Annotated in this window: 20 protein-coding genes; 12 read left to right on the top strand and 8 right to left on the bottom strand. The window is 72.3% G+C overall.

The window, feature by feature from the left end; genetic code table 11:
• Positions 1 to 100: 100 nt before the first annotated feature.
• Complete coding sequence (locus AB0F81_RS41100; RefSeq protein ID WP_360207346.1) at positions 101 to 709, bottom strand: DUF998 domain-containing protein; 609 nt, start codon at positions 707 to 709, stop codon at positions 101 to 103.
• 108 nt (positions 710 to 817) lie between these two features.
• Here AB0F81_RS41100 and AB0F81_RS41095 point away from each other — a divergent pair, with 108 nt between their 5' ends.
• Complete coding sequence (locus AB0F81_RS41095) at positions 818 to 1,594, top strand: SDR family NAD(P)-dependent oxidoreductase (protein ID WP_360207343.1); 777 nt, start codon at positions 818 to 820, stop codon at positions 1,592 to 1,594.
• Here AB0F81_RS41095 and AB0F81_RS41090 read toward each other — a convergent pair.
• A complete protein-coding gene (locus AB0F81_RS41090; protein ID WP_360207340.1) occupies positions 1,581 to 3,176 on the bottom strand; it encodes an acyl-CoA synthetase in 1,596 nt (531 codons plus the stop codon). The two genes, AB0F81_RS41095 and AB0F81_RS41090, sit on opposite strands and share 14 nt — an antisense overlap.
• Entirely contained in the window at positions 3,173 to 6,193 is a 3,021-nt protein-coding gene (locus tag AB0F81_RS41085) for a crotonase/enoyl-CoA hydratase family protein (RefSeq protein ID WP_360207337.1), read from the bottom strand. The genes AB0F81_RS41090 and AB0F81_RS41085 overlap by 4 nt, the downstream gene beginning before the upstream one ends.
• 111 nt (positions 6,194 to 6,304) lie before the next feature.
• On the opposite strand from AB0F81_RS41085, the gene AB0F81_RS41080 reads away from it, so the two are divergent.
• The 6 genes from AB0F81_RS41080 (at position 6,305) to AB0F81_RS41055 (ending at position 10,192) form a co-directional block, all read left to right on the top strand.
• Complete coding sequence (locus tag AB0F81_RS41080) at positions 6,305 to 6,943, top strand: TetR/AcrR family transcriptional regulator (protein WP_360207335.1); 639 nt, start codon at positions 6,305 to 6,307, stop codon at positions 6,941 to 6,943.
• Positions 6,940 to 8,094: an acyl-CoA dehydrogenase family protein gene (locus AB0F81_RS41075; protein WP_360207332.1), complete on the top strand. Its 1,155-nt coding sequence runs from the start codon at positions 6,940 to 6,942 to the stop codon at positions 8,092 to 8,094. The genes AB0F81_RS41080 and AB0F81_RS41075 overlap by 4 nt, the downstream gene beginning before the upstream one ends.
• A gap of 16 nt (positions 8,095 to 8,110) precedes the next feature.
• Positions 8,111 to 8,662, top strand: a complete 552-nt coding sequence (locus AB0F81_RS41070; RefSeq protein ID WP_360207329.1) for a hypothetical protein — start codon at positions 8,111 to 8,113, stop codon at positions 8,660 to 8,662.
• Positions 8,659 to 8,808 (top strand): hypothetical protein, encoded by a 150-nt coding sequence (locus AB0F81_RS41065; protein ID WP_360207327.1) that lies wholly within the window; start codon positions 8,659 to 8,661, stop codon positions 8,806 to 8,808. The genes AB0F81_RS41070 and AB0F81_RS41065 overlap by 4 nt, the downstream gene beginning before the upstream one ends.
• Positions 8,805 to 9,050: a hypothetical protein gene (locus tag AB0F81_RS41060; RefSeq protein ID WP_360207324.1), complete on the top strand. Its 246-nt coding sequence runs from the start codon at positions 8,805 to 8,807 to the stop codon at positions 9,048 to 9,050. The genes AB0F81_RS41065 and AB0F81_RS41060 overlap by 4 nt, the downstream gene beginning before the upstream one ends.
• Before the next feature lie 89 nt (positions 9,051 to 9,139).
• Positions 9,140 to 10,192 (top strand): M14 family zinc carboxypeptidase, encoded by a 1,053-nt coding sequence (locus tag AB0F81_RS41055; RefSeq protein ID WP_360207321.1) that lies wholly within the window; start codon positions 9,140 to 9,142, stop codon positions 10,190 to 10,192.
• A gap of 69 nt (positions 10,193 to 10,261) precedes the next feature.
• Here AB0F81_RS41055 and AB0F81_RS41050 read toward each other — a convergent pair whose 3' ends face one another.
• Both AB0F81_RS41050 and AB0F81_RS41045 read right to left on the bottom strand, forming a co-directional pair.
• Positions 10,262 to 11,008 carry a hypothetical protein gene (locus tag AB0F81_RS41050; protein ID WP_360207319.1) on the bottom strand — a complete coding sequence of 249 codons (747 nt, stop codon included), beginning with the start codon at positions 11,006 to 11,008 and terminating at the stop codon, positions 10,262 to 10,264.
• Between the two features lie 438 nt (positions 11,009 to 11,446).
• Positions 11,447 to 12,733: an MFS transporter gene (locus AB0F81_RS41045; RefSeq protein ID WP_360207316.1), complete on the bottom strand. Its 1,287-nt coding sequence runs from the start codon at positions 12,731 to 12,733 to the stop codon at positions 11,447 to 11,449.
• A 1,154-nt stretch (positions 12,734 to 13,887) separates the two neighbouring features.
• On the opposite strand from AB0F81_RS41045, the gene AB0F81_RS41040 reads away from it, so the two are divergent.
• Genes AB0F81_RS41040 through AB0F81_RS41030 form a run of 3 tightly spaced genes read left to right on the top strand, consistent with a single transcriptional unit; the run spans position 13,888 to position 18,364 of the window.
• Positions 13,888 to 14,697 (top strand): SAM-dependent methyltransferase, encoded by an 810-nt coding sequence (locus tag AB0F81_RS41040; protein ID WP_360207313.1) that lies wholly within the window; start codon positions 13,888 to 13,890, stop codon positions 14,695 to 14,697.
• On the top strand, positions 14,698 to 16,827 hold the full coding sequence (locus AB0F81_RS41035; RefSeq protein WP_360207310.1) for an EAL domain-containing protein: 2,130 nt from the start codon (positions 14,698 to 14,700) through the stop codon (positions 16,825 to 16,827).
• 4 nt (positions 16,828 to 16,831) lie between these two features.
• Positions 16,832 to 18,364 (top strand): alpha/beta hydrolase, encoded by a 1,533-nt coding sequence (locus AB0F81_RS41030; protein ID WP_360207307.1) that lies wholly within the window; start codon positions 16,832 to 16,834, stop codon positions 18,362 to 18,364.
• Between the two features lie 230 nt (positions 18,365 to 18,594).
• Here the strand turns inward: AB0F81_RS41030 and AB0F81_RS41025 are convergent, their stop codons facing one another.
• The 3 genes from AB0F81_RS41025 to AB0F81_RS41015 form a co-directional block, all read right to left on the bottom strand.
• Complete coding sequence (locus AB0F81_RS41025; RefSeq protein ID WP_360207305.1) at positions 18,595 to 19,272, bottom strand: hypothetical protein; 678 nt, start codon at positions 19,270 to 19,272, stop codon at positions 18,595 to 18,597.
• Positions 19,273 to 19,345: 73 nt separating this feature from the next.
• Positions 19,346 to 19,561, bottom strand: coding sequence for a hypothetical protein (locus AB0F81_RS41020; RefSeq protein ID WP_360207303.1), 216 nt, complete (start codon positions 19,559 to 19,561; stop codon positions 19,346 to 19,348).
• Positions 19,562 to 19,658: 97 nt separating this feature from the next.
• Positions 19,659 to 19,991, bottom strand: coding sequence for a gamma-glutamylcyclotransferase family protein (locus AB0F81_RS41015; protein WP_360207300.1), 333 nt, complete (start codon positions 19,989 to 19,991; stop codon positions 19,659 to 19,661).
• Positions 19,992 to 20,021: 30 nt separating this feature from the next.
• Here AB0F81_RS41015 and AB0F81_RS41010 point away from each other — a divergent pair, with 30 nt between their 5' ends.
• On the top strand, positions 20,022 to 20,663 hold the full coding sequence (locus AB0F81_RS41010; protein ID WP_360207297.1) for a spermidine synthase: 642 nt from the start codon (positions 20,022 to 20,024) through the stop codon (positions 20,661 to 20,663).
• Positions 20,660 to 21,288, top strand: a 629-nt coding sequence (locus tag AB0F81_RS41005; RefSeq protein ID WP_360207294.1) for a DUF2332 family protein, incomplete at its 3' end; no start/stop codon positions are given. The genes AB0F81_RS41010 and AB0F81_RS41005, both read left to right, overlap by 4 nt.

The following is a 21,288-nucleotide window of genomic DNA, read 5'->3' as shown; positions in this document are numbered from 1 at the left end:
GCTCACACTGCCCCGCGGTGGGGGTGGCGCGGGCCAACAACCCCGCCCCTAACGCCGGGCGGCGCGGCCCCGCTCCGCGCGGAGCGGGCCGGCGCGCAGCTCAAGCGGAGACAGCCGGGCGTCGAGCCGGTGCGCGCAGCGTGACCGCCGCAATCCCCAGCCACACCATGTCGACCGCGAGGACCACACGCTCCACCAGGCCGACCACCGGCGTCCCGGCCACCGTCAGCGACGGCCCGTCCATCACGTCACCGAGCACCACGAACAGGGCCGCCGTCGCGACCACCGACGCCGCGGTGAGACCGATCAGCACCCCACGCCGATGCGAGAGCGCAGCAGCCCGGGTGAGCAGCACCGCCGCCACCGGGAACGCCGCCAGCGCCACCCACGCCGCCGTGCCGTGCACCATTTCGGACACCGACGGCCGCGACCACCGCCCCGGCGGGTCGGCCGGGAACAGCCCGGCCACCAGCAACCCGCCCGCCCACACCGCCAGCGCCCAGCGGCCCGGCCCCCGCACCATCGCGGCGAGCACCGCCGAGGCCAGCCCGATCCCGAGGATCGCCACCGTGATCAGCCAGCCGGCGTTCCCGTTGACATACCGGCTGACGGTCTCCGACACCGGGCTGTACCGCGGGTTGACGACATCCGCCGTGACGATCGCTGCGGCGGCAACAGCCAGGGGCACCCGGATCACCATGTTGTTCATGGCCGCAGACGTTAGGAGCGTGCGGACCCCGCGCGCGTCGTCCGCACGCAGTCACTCGCGCCTACACCGGTCGGTGTACGCGCTACGCGATCGGGCATGGTGGTCCCTATGGCAACGATTCTGATCACCGGCTCCAGCGACGGCATCGGCCGGCACACCGCGGCCACCCTCGTTGAGCAGGGGCACCGCGTGGTGCTGCACGGGCGTAACGAACGGCGCGCCGACGAGGCGTACAAGGCGGTTCCGGGCGCCGCGGCCGTGGTCGTCGGCGACCTCGCGTCGCTCGCCCAGACCCGGGACCTGGCCCGGCAGGCCGCCGAGACCGGCCCGTACGACGCGGTGATCCACAACGCCGGGATCGGAGGCGGGCAGAGCGCCCCGGTGATCACCGAGGACGGCCTCGAGCGGATCTTCCAGGTGAACACGCTGGCGCCGTACCTGTTGACCGCTCTGCTGCCGGCGCCGGACCGCCTGGTCTATCTGACCTCGGGGTTGGAGGCGAACGGCCGGCCCCACCTGGACGACCTGCAGTGGCGGTCCCGCCCGTGGAACGGCATGCAGGCCTACAGCGACTCGAAGCTGTACGACGTGATGCTCGCCTTCGCGGTCGCCCGACTGTGGCCGGGCACCCTCAGCAACGCCGTCGACCCGGGCTGGATCCGTACCCGAATGGGTGGGCCTGGCGCGACCGACGACCTGCCGGAAGGTGCCGAGACGCAGGTGTGGCTCGCCACGTCGCCGGAGCCGCAGGCGACGGTGACGAGCCACTACTTCAAGCGCCGTCAGGCGCTGACCGCCCACCCGCAGGCCTACGACGAGGACCTGCAGGACGAGCTGCTGCGGCGCTGCGCCGACCTGACCGGGGAGACGATCACGCCTCGTTGAGCGGGCCGGTCGGCAGGTTGCGGCGCAGCACCTTGCCGGTGGGGTTGCGCGGCAGTTCGTCGACGAACACCACGTCGCGGGGCACCTTGTAGCGGGCCAGGCTCGCCTTCACGTGGTCCCTGATCTGCTGCGGGTCGCGGGCCGACGTCTCGGTCGGCACGATGAACGCGCGCAACCGCTTGCCGAACTCGGGGTCGTCGACGCCGATGACGACTGCCTCGACGACGTCGTCGCGTTCGGCGAGCAGGTTCTCCACCTCGACGGGGTAGACGTTCTCGCCGCCGGAGATGACCATGTCGTCGTCGCGGCCGTCGATGAACAGCAGGCCCTCGTCGTCGAAGTGGCCCTGATCGCCGGTGGCCATGTACCCGTCGATGATCTGCTTGTGCTGCCCGTCGGTGTAACCCTCGAACGGGATGCCGGTGCGCACGAACACCCGCCCGTGCGTGTGCGGCTCGTCGATGCGCCGGTTGTCGTCGTCGAAGAGCGCGACGTGCACGGTGACCGGCGGTTTCCCGACGGTGCCGGGGGCGCGGCGGGACTCGGCCGGCTGGGCCACCGCGGCCACGGCCACCTCGGTCGAGCCGTACACGTTGTAGATCACGTCGCCGAACTGCTCGTGGAAGCGGGCGGTCAGCTCGGGCGCCAGGGCGGAACCGGCGACGAACACGGTCTTCAGCGACGAGGTGTCGTACTTGTTGATGATGTCCGGGCCGAGGGCGAGGATGCGGGTGAGCATCGTCGGGACCGCGACCAGCATCTGCGCCCGGTGTTCGGCGATCGCCTGCAGGATGCGCTCGGCGTCGAAGCGGCGCAGCAGCACCGCGTGGTTGGCCAGCGACAGCCCGACGGTCCAGGCGCCGAAGCCGGTGCTGTGGAACAGCGGGGACGCGATCACCGCCGCGCCCTGCCGGGGGAACGGGATGCGGTCCGCGATCAGCGCGCTGGCCAGCGGCGACACCTTGGTCCGCGGGGCGCCCTTGGGCAGCCCGGTGGTGCCGCTGGTGAGGATGATGAACCCGCCCGGCCGGTCCGGCAGCGGCAGCGGCGTGGTGCGGTGCGCGGCGATCAGCTCGTCGATCGTCGGCACCAGCCCGGAACCCCAGGTCAGATAGCGGGGGATGTCGTCGGGCAGCCCGTCGACGAGCTCGGCGAACTCCTCGTCGTAGAGCACCACCCGCACGTTCTCCCGGGCCACCACCTCGGCCAGCTGCTGTTTCGCCATGCCGGTGTTCATCAGGGCCAGGCGCAGGGTGGCCCGGGCGACGCCGCTGATCGCCAGCACCAGCCCGCGGTGGTCGCGGGCGAGGACCCCGACGACCGAGCGGTCCGGCAGGCCGAGCTTCTTCAGGGCGTGGGCGAGCGCGTTCGACTGCTCGTCGAGCTGCCGGTAGGTCATGGTGCCGCGTTCGTCGGTGACCGCGGGCAGGTCGGGATGCTCGGCGGCCGCCTTCATGATCAGGGCGGCCTGCGGGCCGAGACGGGAGTTGTTGACGGCCGCGCGCACCAGCCGGCGCGGGCTCAGCAGGTTGACGATGCCGATCTGATGCATGCGCAGGACGGCTCGCAAGTTCTCGATCATGGAAGGTCCTTCCAGACGGGTGCGCGCTTCTCGGCGTACGCGCGGATGCCCTCGACGGCGTCCGCGGAGCCGATCACCTCACCGGCGATGCCGGCGAGCCGGTCGAAGGCCTCCGCGGTGCTCCAGTCCCGGTGCTCGTCGGCGATCCGCTTGGACAGGAACACCGCGAGGGGCGCGTTCGCCGCGATGTCGTGAGCCAGTTCGAGGGCGGTTTCCAGGGCCTTGCCGGACGGGGTGACGCGGTTGATCAATCCGAGGTCGTACAGGCGGCGGGCCGGCATCGGGTTGCCGGTCAGCGCGAGTTCCAGGGCGATGCTGCGGGGCAGGTTCTGCGCCAGCCGCAGCACACCGCCGGCGGCGGCGACCAGGCCGCGTTTGACCTCCGGGATGCCGAACGAGGCGTCCTCGGCGGCCACGATCAGGTCGGCGGCGAGCGCCAGCTCGCACCCGCCGGCCAGGGCGGCGCCCTCCACCGCGGCGATCAGCGGCTTGCGCGGCGGCCGCGCGGTCAGGCCGAGCAGGCCACGGCCCTCGGTCACCGGATATTCGCCGCGAGCGGCGGCCTTCAGATCCATCCCGGAACAGAAGGCAGTGTCACTTCCGGTCAGCACGGCGACGCGTGCTTGCGGATCGCTTTCGTACGCGTCGACAGCGCGCTCGAGGGCCCGGGCGGTCGCGAGGTCCACGGCGTTGCGGGCCGCGGGGCGGTTGAGCCGGATCACCGTGACCGGGCCGTGCCACTCCACCAGCACCGGGGGCTCACCGGCCGGCGGCAGGGCGGCGGGGGTGGTGTCGGTGACGGTGAACCCGTCCGCGGTGACGGCGAGCTGCCAGCCGAGCGGGTCCTCGGTGAGCAGCCGGTCGATCAGCGCGCGGTCGGTGACCCGGCGCACCACCCGGTCGCCGTTCGGGGTGATCGCGGTGATGATGCCGGCCTCCGGCTCGCCGTCCCGGCCGTAGGGGACCGTGCAGGCCTCCAGCACGGCCGGGCCGGTCCACGCGGAGTCGACCTTGCGGGCGGCCGGACGGGGCAGGCGCAGGTCGGCGTCGATGTCGCGGTACTCGCGGTGCGGCGGACGGGCGGACAGGACGGTGGCGGCGTGCTTGGTCAGGTACCAGCCGAGGGCGGTGGCCAGGCCGTACTCCTCCGGGTCGGCACGCAGCAGCGGGACCAGGTTGGCCACGGCGTGACTGGTGTAGTTGTTGCCGGGGCCGCCGGCGAAGGTCAGCCCGCCGGTGACGGTCAGCGGACGGTCCGGGTCGTCGAGCGGCAGGCCCAGTTCGGCGGCGCCGATCTCGATCGCGGACGGGAAGCAGGCGTACAGGTCGATGTGCCGGACGTCGTCGATGGACAGGCCGGTGTGCTCCAGCACGGCCGCGCCGTTGGCCCGGATCGCGGGCGAGGAGGCCAGGTCGTTGCGCTCGGTGACGAACCATTCGTCGGTGGCGTGCGCGCCGGCGTGCACGAACACCCAGCGGTCCTGCGCGACGCCGGCCGCCTGCGCGGCGGCGGCGCTGCACACGATCAGGCCGCTGGCCTGGTTGACGCTCAAATTCGCGGTCAACAGCTTGGGGTACGGGGCGGAGATCGGCCGGTTGTCGGCGCTGGGGGTGGCCAGATCGCCGGGGGAGTGCTGTTCCGGGCGCCACGCGTGCGGGTTGGCGGCGGCGATCGTGGAGAAGCGGGACCAGAGTGCGGTGATGCGGCGCTGATGCTCGTCGGGGGAGAGGCCGAGCCGCCCGCGGATGGCCGACTCGATCAGCGCGTAGACGTAGATCGGGGCGACCAGGCCGGCGGCGATCTCCACGTCGGTGTTGGGGGTGGTGTCGACGCCGACGGTGCGGGCCGGGGCCGTACCCTCCGGCTGGGTGGGCCAGGCGAGGTCCTGGCCGGAGCGTTCGGCGGCGGCCGCGGTGGCGGCGGCCTCGGCGCCGCCGAGCAGGGCGATCTCGACGTGGCCGGCGGCGATCGCGGCGGCCGTGTCGTTGAGCAGGCGCAGCGAGCCGTCGCCGCCGAAGATGCTGGTCTGCACGGTCTCGGTGGGCTTCGCGCCGACCGCGTCGGCGATCAGTGCGGCACCGTCCGGGTACTGCCAGGAGACGCTGGCGACGTAGCCGACGGAGTCGGCCGCGGCCAGCAGCGCCGCCGCAGAGAACCCGCCGGAGCTGGACTCTGAGCCGGGCTCCGGGTCCGGAACGGCGTCCCGGGCGGCAAGCCGCAGGGCACGCACCGCCAGCGAGACCGGGTCGCCGTCGTGAGGATCGGTGGAGCGTTCGGAGACCTGCCCGACCCCGATGATCACCGGGGTCCACGGGTCGATGTCCTGGCCGCTGCGCTCATGCCGGATCGGTGCCGGCTTGGCGCGAGTGGAAGCTGGGCGAGTGCGGGCGTTCTCGGCGGCCGAGGCATTTCCGGTGGCGGCCACGGTGCCACCGCCCGGCGACCCGGCCATCGACGGTTGTGCGACCACCGTCGCCAGGCGCTGCAGGGACTTCTGCATGGCCTCGGCCAGGTTGCGGGCCACCATCGGCCCGAGCGGCCCGTCAGCCGTCCCACCCTCGACACCGCCGTCCACCCGCACCAGCGTGCCGGTGCCGCTCGGCGTCAGCGACAGGTAGAACCCCACGACGATCCCCATCGGACCGGTGCCGTCCAGCCACACCGTACGAGGAGTCTCCAGGCCCACCACTGACCAGCGCACCTCGGTCGGCATGCCCATGAGTTTGACGCGCTGCGCGAAGCGCGCGCCGACCTCGATGCCGCCCGGCGGCGTCCCCGGCCAGCCGGTGTGCATGACCAGCCAGTCAGACATCCGGGCCGGCTCGGACAGCACCGCGAAGACCTGCTCCGGCGACGCCGCGATCTCCGCTGACGCGGTGTAGGGGTAGGCCAGTTCGCGCGGCGGGGCGATCGGCGGGGGCGCGGCCGGCGCCTCCGCCCGGCGGCCGACCCGGCTCGCCACCGCCCCGGCCACAGCCACGCCCACGGCGATCCCGGCGCGCAGTCGACTCAGCATCGACGTCCCCCTAACAGTCTGGCGTGACGGTAAACGCGTGAGCTGCGTCACGGCAAGTGCTGATCAAATTCGGCGCAGACAAAACTAACCGTCACGTCGTACGGTAAGTGCGTGGCAGAACAGAGCAGGCGCACACAGGCGCAGCGCAGCGAGGCGACCCGGGCCAAGATCCTGGACGCCACCGTGCAGTGCCTCGTCGAGCGTGGCTACGCCGAAACCACCACCACCGAGGTGCTCGGCCGCGCCGACGTCCCCCGCGGCACCCTGCTGCACCACTTCCCGACCAAGGTCGACCTGCTGGTCGCCGCCGTGCAGCACGTCGCCCGCCGCCGCCTCGACGGTCTCGCCGCCGAGATCGGGACCGTGCCCGCCGGGGCCGAACCACTCGACGCCTTCATCGACGCGGTCTGGCGGCACTTCTCCTCGCCGATCTTCTGGGCCGCCCTGGAGCTGTGGAACGCCGCCCGCACCGACGCGGCGCTGCGTGACGCCCTGGTCCCCGTCGAGAAGGAGATCTTCGGAACGCTGCGCGAGCACGCCCGCAAACTGCTCGACGACGACCCGCGCGTGGACACGGTCGTGCACTTCACCTTCGAGGTGCTCACCGGCCTGGCCATGACCGGCATCGTCAGCGGCGACCTGGCCCGCCGCGAACTGCTCATCCGGCGGTGGAAACGTGCCGCCGCCGTCCTGCTCGGCCGCCGAGCCCCGGAAAACCTGGTCGAACGTCCCGCAAAGGAGCGTCCGTGACGTATACCAACCCCTTCGACACCCCCGAACGCCACGCCCTGCGTGACGCCATGCGCCAGTTCGTCACGCGGGAGATCCACCCGTACCTCGCCGACTGGGAGAAGGCCGGCGAGATCCCCCGCGACCTGCACGACCGCGCCGCCAAGGCCGGCCTCTACGGGATCGGCTTCCCCGAGGAACACGGCGGCGAGGGCGGCGACACGGTCGACACCGTGGTCGCCACCGAGGCGTTCCTGGAGGCCGGCGGCTCGTCCGGCTGCCACGCCGCGCTGTTCACCCACGGCATCGCACTGCCGCACATGATCGCCACCGGCGACAGCGCGCTGATCGACCGGTTCGTGCGGCCCGCCCTGGCCGGGGAGAAGGTCTGCTCGCTCGGCATCACCGAACCGGACGCCGGCTCCGACGTGGGGTCGCTGCGCACCACCGCGGTCCGCGACGGCGACGACTACGTGGTCAACGGCGCCAAGATGTTCATCACCTCCGGCACCCGCGCCGACTTCGTCACCACCGCGGTGCGCACCGGCGGGCCGGGCGCGTCCGGCGTCAGCCTGCTGGTCATCGAGAAGGGCACGCCCGGCTTCACGGTGTCCCGCAAGCTCGACAAGATGGGCTGGCTCTGCTCCGACACCGCCGAGCTGTCGTTCGCCGACTGCCGGGTGCCGGCCGCCAACCTGATCGGGCCGGAGAACGCCGGGTTCCTGCTGATCGCGCAGGTCTTCGTGCCGGAGCGGATCATCGCCGCGGTGCACGCCTACGCCACGGCGCAGCGCTGCCTGGATCTGACGCTGGCGTACGCACGTGAGCGCCAGACGTTCGGCAAGCCGCTGATCGCCCGGCAGGTGGTGCAGCACAAACTCGTGCAGATGCGCCAGCGCATCGAGCTGGCCCGGGCGTACACCCGGGAAGTCGCCATCCGCCATGCCGGCGGCGAACAGGTCATCGGTGAGGTGTGCCTGGCCAAGAACGCCGCCGTCGACGCCTGCAAATACGTCGTCGACGAGGCCGTCCAGCTGCACGGCGGCATGGGCTACATGCGCGAGAGCGAGGTCGAGCGGCACTACCGCGACACCCGCATCCTGGGCATCGGCGCCGGCGCCACCGAGGTGATGACCGACCTGGCCGCGAAGATGTTCGGTTACGGCCGCTGACGGGTAGCACTCCTATGTGGACCTGCAGGCCCGTGCCGACCGCCGCTTCCGGATCTTCACGTTCGCCGTCCTGCTGAGCGTGGTGCTCGCCGGCGCCCTCGGTTTCGCCGCCGGCGCCGGCGCGTGGACCGGCCGTTCCGCGCTGATCGTCGGGGCGGTCCTGTTCGGTCTCGTCGCCCTGATGGGCGGCGCCATGGCCCTGATGATGCGCTACGCCCGGCGCCGCACCGGCACCGCGGTGTCGCCGCTGTGGGGCGCCGACCGCAAGACCCGGCAGCGGGCGGTCCGCGCCGTCAAGGACCAGGAGGAGCCGGCCGGTGAGCTCGGCCGGCTCGCCCTGGCGGAGGCGAACCGCAGCCTCAAACTCGCGCCGGTGGTCACCGTCCTCATGGTCATCGCCGCCACGCTGGCGCTGGCCGGCGCGGCCCTGCAGCTCGCCGACGGTGACCTCGGCCGCGCCGCGCTGGCCGCCGTACCGGTGCCGCTGTGGATCGCGGTCGCCGTCCAGCAGCTCATCTTCCGCCGCCGGGCCCGCGCCTACCTGGCCCGCTACGGCAGCGCCGGGTGACCGCCGCCGCGAACCGTCGTTTCCGGATCGTCGCGCTCATCTTCGGCCTGCTGATCCCGCTCGCCCTGGGCGGCGGGGTGCTCGCACCGGCTTCGGCGGCGACGCTCGCATCGGCCTCGTCCTGCTGGCGAGCCTGGTCGGCATGATCAGCCTGTTCGGTCTCCTCGGGATGCTGATCGTCGGCGCCACCTTTGTCTCCCCGCCGCTGTGGGGCGCCGACGGCCAGACCCGCAAGCAGGTCGCCCTCACCATCAGGGTCCACCGCCGGCGCGCACGCACGTTCCTGGCCCGGCACGGCGACAACCGCAGCGGTACGTCTGACACCTCACCAACCGCAGCCACCCCTCCCGTGGCTCCCCGCGAGCCAGGCTCCTGGTCCCGGCCGTAGCCCGACCGCCGGGCGTAAGCACGTGCGGATCCCGGCGGGGCTCCCTACGGTGAGAGGTGACATCGACGTCATCCGATCCGGGAGCCGCCGTGAGACCCACGATCGCCCTGTTCGCCACCGCCGCTGTGCTCGCCACCGGCCTGTCCGCGACACCCGCCGCAGCCGCACCCGCCGCTACCACCGCGCAGACGCTGGCCACCCAGGTGCCGCGCGATCTCGTACCGGCCCGTCCCAGCCCCACCGACGTGCGCAAGGCCCTGACCAAGATCTCCCGCGCCAGCGACGGCCGGGTCCGTCTCGGCGTCATCGGCCGCAGCAACGAGGACCGCCCGCTGCGCCTGGCCAGCGTCGGCACCGGCCGGACCCGCCTGCTCTACGTCACCCAGCAGCACGGCGACGAGCCGCTCGGCACCCCCGCCGCGATCCGCGCCCTGTGGGCCCTCGGCGTACCCGACACCGCCTGGCACCGCCACCTGCTGCGCCGGATCACCCTCGACATCGTCGTCCAGGCCAACCCCGACGGCGCCGTGCGCAACCAGCGCTACAACCACGACCCGTCCGCCACCGGCGACTACGCCGAACCCGGCGTCGGCTACGACATCAACCGCTTCCACAACCCGCTGACCCCGATCGCCGACAATCCCGTGCCGGAGTCCCGGGCCGTCCTGCGCCTGTGGCACCGCACCCAGCCGCGAATCGTCGTCGACTACCACATGCAGGGCCGCTACCTGCAGCCCGACGGCGAGGAGACCACCGCCTCGGTGCTGTGGCCGACCAGCCCGCTGGTCTCCTCCCGCGCCGTCACCGCCGGCCGCCAGCTCACCGTCGTCAACTACGAGGCGATGACCCGCCTGGCCGGCGCCAACGTGACCCGCTACCCCGGCGGCGACTACGAGGGCATCGCCCGCAACGCCTACGGCATCCTCGGCAGCGCCTCGCTGCTGGTGGAACTCTCCGACCTGCCCGAGGATCAGACCGAACTCCAGATCCGCTCCGCGTTCGTCTCCATGCTCGCCACCGCCCAGACCGCCGCCGACGGCTCCCTGTGGCGCGTCGACCCGGCCCGCGCCGACCAGATCCCGGCCCGCGGCCCCGCGCTGCCCGGCGCCCTCTCCACTCTCGCCCGCGCCGACGCCGCCTAGCTCAACGGTGCGTGAGGGAGCGATCCCGCTCCCTCACGCACCGCAGCCGATCCCGGCGGCTCGTCCGGCTCAGGAGTCGGAGGGCAGTTCCCGGCGGCCGAACTCGATGGTGTCGAGGTCGCCGTGGAACTGGTCGGTGTCCACGTCGCTCTGCTCGGCGCGGATCCGCTTGCCGCCGATCACCACCGCACCGCTGGGCAGGATGTCCCGCAACTTGGCCGTCTGCTGCCGGGGCGGCAGCACCTGCTGCCCGGTCCGGGCGTCATCCACCCGGATCTGGAACAGCACGGGCGACAGGCGTACGCAGGTCACCCTGTACCACCGCCCCACGCTGAACCGGAAGTTCTCGTCACCCGCTCCCAGCAGCACGAAGTCCGTCCCGTCCGACCACCGGCAGGACGGCCGCCCGGCGTCCACCTGCAGCTTCCACTGGCTGATCCCGGCCCCCGCCGCCCCGAACTGGAACACGTTCATCCCCGCCGCGTCCGACGGCGTCTCGGTGAGCCGGATGTCCGCCCCGTAGACGAACCGCCCGTGCCCGTCATCCGCCGGCACCAGCGTGACCGTCCGAACCGGCTGAATGATCGCCTGCGGACAGGGCGCGGTGGTGCAGCTCCCACCCGGGAACCGCAGGAACGGATTGCCGTCGGCCTCGGTCACGGCCGTGACCGCCCCGCCGCCCCCGGTCCGGATCTCTCCCGGCAGATCGTTCCCGCTGCTGTCGGCCACCCGGGTGGCCGAAACCAGCCCGCCCTCGTATCGCAGCTGCAGAACCCCCGGCGGTGGGGCGGCGACCGCACTGCCCCCAGCGGCCACCAGCACAGCCGAGGAAACCCCGGCAAACACAGTTCGCACAAACCTCATGCCGTCGAAGTCCAGCCCACCGCCGCCGTCACGACCAGGGTGATCGTCGCAAACCGCCCAACTCCTACCCGCCGGAGTTAAACCGGACGGCTGACCCGGTCGCCCTCCCGTGTCCACACCGAGCCACCTTCACCTCCCACCTGTCCGTGCCGGCCCACACCCCACCCACCGTGCCACCCGCCCGTCCCCTGCCGCCCGGCCGTCTTTCCTGCTTCTTTGTGCTGGCGCGCGGCCTGCCCGCCTGTGTCCTGCCGGCTCGGCTGTGCCGACCTGGCACCGTCCGGATCGTTGCCTGTCGGCGGTGTCCTTCGAACCTGGTGAGTGCTGGGACGGGGACTGACCAGCTGGGTCCGTGCGTCCCGGACATGGGCCCCGGGACTGTGTCCGTGCCTAACCGATCTCTGCTGGACCGGTGCCTGCCGATCCGGTCGGTGCTGGCAGCTTGTCGGCGGGAACGCGGGGTTCCGCAGGTCCGGCCATAGCCGATCGAGGGCCGCGCCGGCCGCCGAGTGCCCGGCCGAAACCGGCCAATGCGGCCAGCAGGGCGAGCGCCGAGGCGATGGCCGGCGTGGCGTAGCCGGTGTGGGCGTCGGCGACCTCGACCACCCAACCGCCGACAGAAGCCCCCGCTGAGATGCCGATCAGCAGACCCGTGTTGGTCAGCGTCATGCCCTCGGTGATCCGCGACGGTGGCACCAGCTCGTGAACCAGCGTCATGCTCGTGATCATGGTTGGTGCGGTGGCGAGCCCGGCGATGAACAGCAGCACCCCGAGCGTCCAGACATCGTCGGCGAGCAGCACGGGCTGCAGCAGCAGCGCCATGGCCGCCACGCAGATCAGGAACCGCACCGCTGTCGTGCCCCGCAGTCGAAGCGTGCCGAACGCCAGACCGGCCAGCGCCGACCCTCCGGCCAACAGGCCCAGAATCACCCCGGCGGCGGCCGGCCGGCCCAGCGACTCGGTGTACGCCACGGTGACCACCTCCATGCTGCCGAAGACCGCCCCGGTGAACAGGAACGTCACGGTGATCTCCAGAACCCCGCGGACCCGCAGCGGTGAACGGCCGCGCTCACGAACCGCATGAACCTTGGGCTGCGTGCGCCGCTGAGCCGCGAATGCCAGTGAACCCGTCACATACAGCACCAGGCTGACGATCATCCCGGCCTGCGGGGCCACCGACGTGCACAGCAGCGCCGCGACCACCGGCCCGAGCATGAAGCACAGCTCGTCGATCGACTGTTCCAGAGCGTTGGCGCTGTGCAGCAGTGCCGGCCGATCCCGGTACAGGGCCGCCCACCGCGCCCGGGCCATCGCACCCGTGTTCGGACTGACCGAGGCGCCGACATAGGCCGCGAACAGCGTCCAGACCGGGACGTCCGCGCCCGCCAGGAACGCCAGCGCACCACCCGCGGTCGCCGACACCAGCGTGGTCGGCACCAGCATCCGGGCCTGGCCGTAACGGTCCACCATCCGCCCGACCCACGGCCCGGCGACCGCGATGGCCGCCAGCCCCGCCGCCGACACGGAACCGGCCAGAGCGTACGAATCCCGCAGCGTAGCCACCATGATCACGACGCTGACCCCGAACATCGAGATCGAGAACCGAGCCGGCAGCGCCGCAACGGTGAACGCCACCGTCCCCGGTGCCTCGAACAGGCGACGATACGACGCGAACACGGGCACCCCTAAAGATCAGCAACCCGCCGATGCTCCCGCGATTCCCACCCGGTGTCACCCGGATTACCACCGCATCCCCACACCCTGCCCCGGTGCCCGGGATGCGACCCCACCGGCGGCCCTCTGCCGCAAGCGAGGCAGCCATGATCACGCAGCACCGAAGCCCTCGTCCCAGCCCATCTCCCCACGCCGACCGCCAAGTTCCCGATCTGACCGCCAGCCGCCCGGCCTGGCTGCGCTTGAGGGCTGCCTTGGCCCGCTCGATCCGACACTGACCGCCAGCCGCCCGGCCCGGCTGCGCTGGGGAGCTTCGTCGGCGGGCTCAAGTCGGTGCTGGCCGTCAGCCGCCCGGCCCGGCTGCATTTGAGCGCTGCTTTGGCCGGCTCGGACCGACACTGGCCGTCAGCCGCCCGGCCCGGCTGCGTTCGAGGGCTGCTTTGGCCGGCTCGAGCCGGTGCTGGCCGTCAGCGGGCTGGCCCGGCTGCGCTTGTGGGCTGCCTTGGTCGGCTCGGACCGACACTGACCGCCAGCCGCCCGGTTCGGCTGCGCTGGGGAGCTTCGTCGGCGGGCTCAAGTCGGTGCTGGCCGTCAGCCGGCTGGCTCGGCTGCGTTTGAGGGTTGCCTTGGCCGGCTCGGAGCGGTGCTGGCCGTCAGCCGGCTGGTCCGGCTGCGTTTGAGGGCTGCCTTGGCGGGCTTGGACCGACACTGGCCGTCAGCTGGCCGGCCTGGCAGTACCTGAGCTGGCTCGGCCCGTCCCACCGACACTGACCGCCAGCCGATTTGCCGGGCTGTGTCTGGGCGTTGCTTTGGCCGGGCTCAAAACGACGCTGACGGTTCGTGGGCTGCCTGAACGCGGTAGCCGGCGGGGCAGAGCGGGGTTGCTGGCCCTGACTGACGGGGGCGCGGCGGGGATGGTGCGGATGTCTGCGCCGAAGGCCGGGGGTTGGGGCGTGCTTACGCCCGGCGGGCGCGCTGGGGCCGGGACCCGAAGCCTGGATCGCGCTGATGCCACGGGAGGAGTAGCCGCGGTTGGGGAGATGTAGCCCGTACCGTGACGGGTTTTGATCGGCGCGCTGCGCCGGTGGTTGCCTTCCGGAGCCCAGGGCGATAGACAGTTGTGGTTTCTTGGAACTGAAGACTGTGGAGGGTGCGCCGTGACGGGACCGACCGATTGGGTGCCGGCCGGGATCGACGTTGATCAGCCCAGCGCCGCGCGGGTGTATGACTACTTTCTCGGCGGGGCGCACAACTTCGCGGTGGACCGGGCGCTGGCGGAGCAGATCGCGGCGATGACGCCGAACATCGGGGAGACCATGCGGTCCAACCGGGTGTTCCTGCGGCGGGCCGTGCGCTACCTGGCGGGGCAGGGGATTCGGCAGTTCCTGGACATCGGGTCGGGGATTCCCACCGCGGGCAACGTGCACGAGATCGCGCTGGAGGCGGCGCCGGGCGCGAGTGTCGTCTATGTCGACATCGACCCGGTGGCGGTGGAGCACAGCCGGGCCATCCTGGCGGGGGTGGACCGCACCGGGGTGATCTGCGCCGACGTGCGCGACGTGGAGCGGGTCATCAGCGAGAGCGAGAAGCTGGGGCTGATCGACTTCAGCCAGCCGGTGGCGGTGCTGCTCGCCGGGGTGCTGCACTTCGTGCCCGACTCGGACGACCCGGCGGGTGTGGTCGCCGCGCTGCGGGACGCGGTCGCGCCGGGCAGTTACCTGCTGATCTCGCACGCGACCGCGGACGGTCAGCCGCCGGAGGTGATCGAGGCGCAGCGGCTGTCGGGGCGCACCGCCACCGAGATCGTGCTACGCGACGGGGCGGGGATCACCGCCTACTTCGACGGGTTCACGCTGGTGGACCCGGGTCTGGTGTTCATCCCGCAGTGGCGGCCGGACCCGGGCGACGAGGTCGACGAACACCCGGAGCGGGTGGGCGCCTACGCCGGCGTCGGCATCAAGAACTAGATGCCTCCGCAGGACGCCGCCGGGCGGGCTGTTTTCGCCCGGCGCTGGCGTCGGCGCGTGGCCCGGGCCGGGTTCGTGCCGATGGATCACGGTGAGCTCGGCAAGCTGCTGCGCCGGCTCACCGGCAGGCTGTGTGTGCTGCTGCGGGCCCCGCGGTTCGATCCGCGGGCCGCCGGGGAGATCGGGGCCGCGCTGGTCGGCGCGCACCTGACCGAGCCGGCGGTGCTCGCCGCGACCGTGTCGGTGATCGGTGACCACCTGGTCGCCGCGGCGGGCGCGGGACCGGGGCACCGGGAGCGGGTCGTGCAGATCCAGGGCGCGGTGGCCGCCGGATACGTCCGGGCGCTGCGCGCGGCCACCATGGCCGAGCAGGAACGTCTCAACCGGGCCGTGCTGGACGCGCACGCCACCGCCGAGCGGGCGCTGCGCACCAGCGAGGAACACCTGCGGGCGGTCTTCGACAACGCCGCCGTCGGCATCGGCGTCAGCAGCATGGACGGCCGGATCGTACGGGTCAACCAGGCCTTCGCCGACCTGCTCGGATACCCGGTCGAGGAGATGTGCGGGCTGCTCGTGCCGCAGCTGACCCACCCGAGCGACCCGCCTGACATGTGGCGCCTCTACGACGAGATGATCCGCGGCGACCGCGACCACGTGCGCCTGGAGAAGGCCTACTACCGCAAGGACGGCGCGGTCGTCCGCACCGACATGACCGCCTCACTGATCCGCGACGAGCACGGCGCACCCGAGTTCACCATCGCGATGGTGCAGGACATCACCGACCGGCTGCGCCTGCAGGACCGGCTGGAGCATCAGGCCAACCACGACCCGCTCACCGGCCTGCCGAACCGCGCCATGATCGCCGCCCACCTGGACCGGATCTTCGCCGGCGCCACCCGGGTCGGGCTCTGCTACCTGGACCTCGACGGCTTCAAACGGGTCAACGACACGCTCGGCCACCAGGTCGGCGACGAGCTGCTGGTGGCGGTCGCGCAGCGCCTGGCCGCCTGCGCGGGCGAGCCGGGCCGGGTGGCCGGGCGGATGAGCGGCGACGAGTTCGTGCTGGTCGTCGCCGACCCGGACGGGCCGCAGGAGCTGTCCGCCCTGGCTGAGCGGCTGCTCGCCGCGCTGACCCGGCCCTACCAGCTCGGCCAGCACCGGATGCGGGTGTCGGCCAGCATCGGCGTGGTCGACAGCGAGGTCCGCGGCACCACCCCGGCCGAGCTGATGAAGGCCGCCGACCTCACCCTGTACGTGGCCAAACAGGAGGGCCGCGGCCGGTTCGTCATGTACGACGCCGACCGCAACGCCCGCCAGGCGGCCCGCTACGAACTCGCCGCCGCCATGCCCGACGCCCTGGACCGGCACGAGTTCACCCTCGTCTACCAGCCCCTGGTCTCCCTAGCCGACCAGCGCCTGTGCGGCGTCGAAGCGCTGGTCCGCTGGCGGCACCCGGTGCTCGGCCTGCTCGCCCCGGACGAGTTCATCCCGCTCGCCGAGGAGACCGGCGTCATCCTCCAGCTGGGCCGCTGGGTGCTGGAGCAGGCGTGCGCGCAGGCCGCCGAGTGGGCGCGCCGCTTCCCGGAGCTGCGGGTCTCGATGAGCGTCAACATGACCGTGTCGCAGGCGCACGAGCCGAGCCTGCCGTTCGACGTGGCCGACATCCTGGCCCGGACCGGCCTCGACCCGGCGCTGCTGGTCCTGGAACTCACCGAGAGCGCGATCATGGACACCGAGGGGGCACCGCTGCGGGCCCTCGACGGGCTCGCCCAGCGCGGCATCCGGATCGCCATCGACGATTTCGGCACCGGTTACTCGAACCTCGCCTACCTACGCCGGCTGCCCGTGCACACGCTGAAACTGGCCGGCCCGTTCGTCAACGGGCTCCGTGAGCCGGGCGAGGGCGGGTCGGTCGACGAGCAGATCGTGGAGACGATCGTACGGCTGGCGCACGCCATCGGCATCAGCGTGACCGCGGAGGCCGTGGAGACCCGGCTGCAGGCCGACCGGCTGCGTGACCTGGGCTGCGACACCGGGCAGGGCTGGCTGTTCGCCCGCCCGCTGCCGGCCGACGAGGTGACCGCGCTCCTGATCGGCGAGACAACAGCGCCGATCTATGTAAATACGTGAGAGTATGCGGCTCATGTTGGCCCGCGCCGCAGTTGCTCTCGCTACGGTGGTCGCCGCGCTGGCGGTCCCGGCCGCGGCTTCGGCCGCACCACCGCTCACCTGGGCGCCGTGCGCCGAGGAGTCACTCGCCGGCTATCAGTGCGCGGCGTACGAGGTGCCGCTCGACCACGACCTGCCCCGCGGGGCGACCACCACGATCGCCATGGCCCGCCGGCCCGCGAGCGACGCGGCGAACCGGATCGGCACCATCTTCGTCAACCCGGGCGGTCCCGGTGGCGCCGGGCGTAACGCGGTCCGCGCGGCCGCGTCGCGGCTCTCCCCGCAGGTGCTGGCCCGATTCGACGTGGTCGGCTTCGACCCGCGCGGCATCGGCGCCAGCGACCCGATCCAGTGCTTCGCGACCGACGCGGAGGCGGAGGCGCTGCTCGGCCGGATGACCGGCGTGCCGGTCACCGCGGAACAGATCAGTGCGACGTTGCGGGCCAACTACGAGTACACCGAGGGCTGCAAACGCAACGTGGGGCCGCTGCTCACCCACATGAGCTCGCTCAACGTGGCCAAGGACCTGGAACTGCTGCGGCGGGCGGTCGGCGACCGGAAGCTCACCTACGTCGGGTACTCGTACGGGACGCTGATCGGCGCCACCTACGCCAACCTGTACCCGGGCACGGTGCGCGCCATGATCCTGGACGGCAACGTGGACCCGGCCCAGCGCACCGGCGCGCGGCTGGCCAACAAGTTCGCCCGCGCGGGCGGTTTCGAGATCGCCCTGCGCGGCTTCCTGACCGAGTGCGACCGGGCCGGCGTCGCCTGCGCGTTCGCCGGCAACGCCCGCGCCAAGTTCGACCAGCTGCGCGACCGGCTCCGGCAGGGACCGGCCGACCTGCCCGGCATCGGCACGGTCACCCTCGACGACCTGGTCGGTTACATCGGCGAGACGCTGTACGACGTGGCCGCCTTCCCGGAGGCGGCGCAGACCTTGCAACTGGTCCACGACGAGATCTTCGGCGACCCGCTGGTGCTGCGGGTGCCGTCGGCGCAGCCGCTGCCCAAGGCCCCGCCGGTGCGCGGGTGGCTGCCGGACGCGTACGAATACACCGGCAACGACGCGTTCTTCGCGGTGAACTGCGCGGACGCGCCGCTGCCGCGCCAGCCCGCGCTCTACCCGGGGTTCGCGGCCGCGTTCGAGGCGGCGCATCCGACGTTCGGCCGGGCCGAGGCGTTCAGCGAGGTGGGCTGCGCGAACTGGCCGCCGGTGGGGGAGCGGTACGCCGGGCCGTGGAACCGCCGGACCGCGCAGACGATCCTGGTGGTGAACCCGACCTACGACCCGGCGACCCGGTATGACTTCGCCATCCGGATGACCCAGCAGCTCGGCAACGCCCGGCTGCTGACGCTGGACGGGTTCGGGCACACCAGTGACTACAGCGTCTGTGTCGACGACTGGTACACGCGGTACCTGCTCAACGGTGAGGTGCCGCCGTGGGGCGCCCGGTGCGCGCAGGACCGGCCGCCGTTCCCGGCGTTCGCCGCGTGAGCGACGCGGGCCGGTCGTCCGGTTGCGGCAGCAGCGGGTCACTGCCGGCAGCAAGCGCATCGTGTACGCCGGGAAGCGCCGTCCCGTAACTCCTGGCGATAGATCTTCTCAAGAACGTCAATGTGATGTAACGTACGTCGTGGGAGCGCTCCCAAGCGCTCTTCCCCGAACTCGAGCCGCTTCGTCGCCGATCCTCCGGTGCCGGGGCGGCTCGCCCCATTCCGGCGGTGTCAGCGCCGCAGACCCACCGCGACCAGCACCGATCGTGCCGCATCCGCCGCCGGGCGAAGAATCTCGTCCCGCACCCACCGCGCCGCCGGGCTCACCGTGGCGCCCCACACCCAGGCGATGCCGCGGAACAGCGCGCCGAACGTGTGCCGCCAGACCCAGGCCACCGCGATCCCGAGCGGCCGCAGCAGGAAGCGGTAGACCTGCCGGCCCAGCCACGCCGTGCCCTCCCACCCGGCGGTCAGGAACCACACGAGCGCCCGGCCCACCGGGGCGAGCACCCACCGGTAGAGGAACCGCGCGACCGGCGCGACCACCCACTCGATCACGAACGACACCGCCGCCGCGATCCCGGCGAACACCGGGCGCAGCACCCACCGCCAGAACGCCCGGAAGACCGGCAGCAGCACCTCGCGCCACAGCCAGGCGGCCGGCACCCCGATCAGGATCCGCAGGAGCGTCACGACCATGCGGCCCAGCCACGCCACCGGGATCACCACCAGGTGCCGCCACAGCCAGGCCAGGGGAGCGAGCAGGTAACGATCGAGGAACCGGCCGACGACCTTCATGGCCTCCCAGAGCAGCCGGAACGGGAGCACCACGACGACCGCGATCGCCCGGACCGGCCAGGTCAGCCAGGCCGGCGCGGCATCGACTTGTTGATCAACCTGCTTTTGCACGCGCTCACGGTAGCCGATCCCACAAAAGCGACCGCCCTCCGCGGGGGATACGGAGGGCGGTCGCTGGCTCAGGTCAGACGCGCTGCGTCTCCGTCGTCGACGGGTGCAGCTCGGCGGTCGTCCCGGTGACGAACTTGCCGGTGCTCGCGCTGCGGTGCACCTCGCGCTTCTTGTCACCGTCGTCGCCACCGACGTGCTCGGTCGTCGTGGTGCTCGGCGAACGCCGCGCCGTGCTCTCCTTCACGAACCGTCCACTACGGGAGCTGCGGTTGACATCGTGCTCGGCCATCGGGAAGTTCCTCCTCCTGGTCTCATTTGTCTGCTGTTTTACGTGCCCGCCCCGTCCCGCCCCGAAACCTGCCGGGGAGCGCATCCGGGGTGGCGCGTCAGCGCGCGACGTAGACCCAGGCCTTCTCACCGGAGGCGAGAGGCGCCTCGACCCGCTGGTAGTCGTCCACCTCGTACTCGTCGGCGCGGAGCAGGTCGTCCTCGGTGACCTGCAGGGCGGATCCGGCCACCGCGTCGGCCGGGTCACCGGTGGCGATCAGGATCGGATGGTGGGTCCGGCCACTGACCGCCAGCACGTGCGGGTCGGTGATCTCCACCTGGTCGAGGCGGAAGCCGAGGATCCGGTCGTCCCGGCCGGCCAGCTCACGGCCGAAGTTGGCCCTCTGCACGGCCGGGTCGCGCAGGGTCCCGTAGGAGAAAAGCAGCGGCATGATCAAAGCCTATCGGTACGCTGCGTGGCGATGGACATTGTGGAGCGAGTCGTCACCGACCGCGGTGAACTGGTGCTGCGCCGCCGGGACGAGCACTACGAGCTGATCAGCAACGGCGTCTTCCTGATGGACACCCGGTCCGGCGAGTCCGAGCGTGCCCTGGTCCGCGAGGCCCTGGCCGCGGCCGGCCCGCGACCGCGGCTGCTGATCGGCGGGCTCGGTGTCGGCTTCTCCCTCGCCGAGGCGGCCCGCTCGGACGCCACCGAGATCGTCGTCGTGGAGATCGAGCCGGCGGTGGTGCGCTGGCACCGCGGCGTGCTGCGGCCGTTCAGCGCCGGCGCCCTCGACGACCCGCGGGTGCGGGTGGTCACCGCCGACCTGACTGCCTGGCTGGACACCACCACCGACCGGTTCGACGCGATCTGCCTGGACGTCGACAACGGTCCGGACTGGACCGTCTTCGCCGGCAACTCCCGCCTCTACGCCCCGGCCGGCCTGGACCTGCTGCGTGCCCGCCTGAACCCGGGCGGTGTTTTGGCGGTCTGGAGCGCCGCCGACTCACCCCGTTTCGCCGCAGCGCTCGACCGGTCCGTCGGACCCACCCGCACGGTCCGGATCCCGGTGCCACGGGGCGAACCGGATGTCGTGCACGTGGCATCATCGCGCTCGTGACGACCGTATCGACCTACGCCGAGTTCGCCGCCCGCGAGGCCGCCGGGGAGTCACCCGCCTACGAGGCGCTGGCCGTCGCCGTCTCCCGCGACGCCCGCCTGCTCGGTTTGCTGGACACGTTGCCGCCGGCGAAACGCCAGCCGAACCTGCTCTTCGCGGTCGTCCAGTTCCTCGGCGGTCCCGTGACCGACCCGGCGGCCTTCCTCGAGTTCACCGCCGCCCGGTGGCCCGAGGTGGAGCGGCACATCCGGGCCCGCGCGACGCAGACCAACGAGCCGGGCCGCTGCGCTCTGCTGCTGCCCGTGCTGGCCGCCCTGCCGCAGCCGCTGGCGCTGCTCGAGGTCGGCACCTCGGCCGGGCTCAACCTGTTCCCCGACCGGTACGCCTACCGTTACGGCACCCGGCACCTCGGCACGGGCGAGCCGATGCTCGACTGTGTCCTCACCGGGACGGCGCCGCCCGCACGCGTACCCGAGATCGTCTGGCGTGCCGGTCTGGACCTGAACCCGCTGCACGTGACCGACCCGGCCGACGCCGCGTGGTTGCGGGCTCTGATCTGGCCTGAGCAGGATCATCGGCGCGCGCGGCTGCGCGCCGCGGCGCGCATCGCCGCCGCCGACCCGCC

The organism is Actinoplanes sp. NPDC024001, assembly GCF_040638955.1.
Classification (GTDB): domain Bacteria; phylum Actinomycetota; class Actinomycetes; order Mycobacteriales; family Micromonosporaceae; genus Actinoplanes.
Note: the sequence above shows the minus strand (reverse complement) of the source record. Positions and strands in the feature narration are given on the sequence as shown.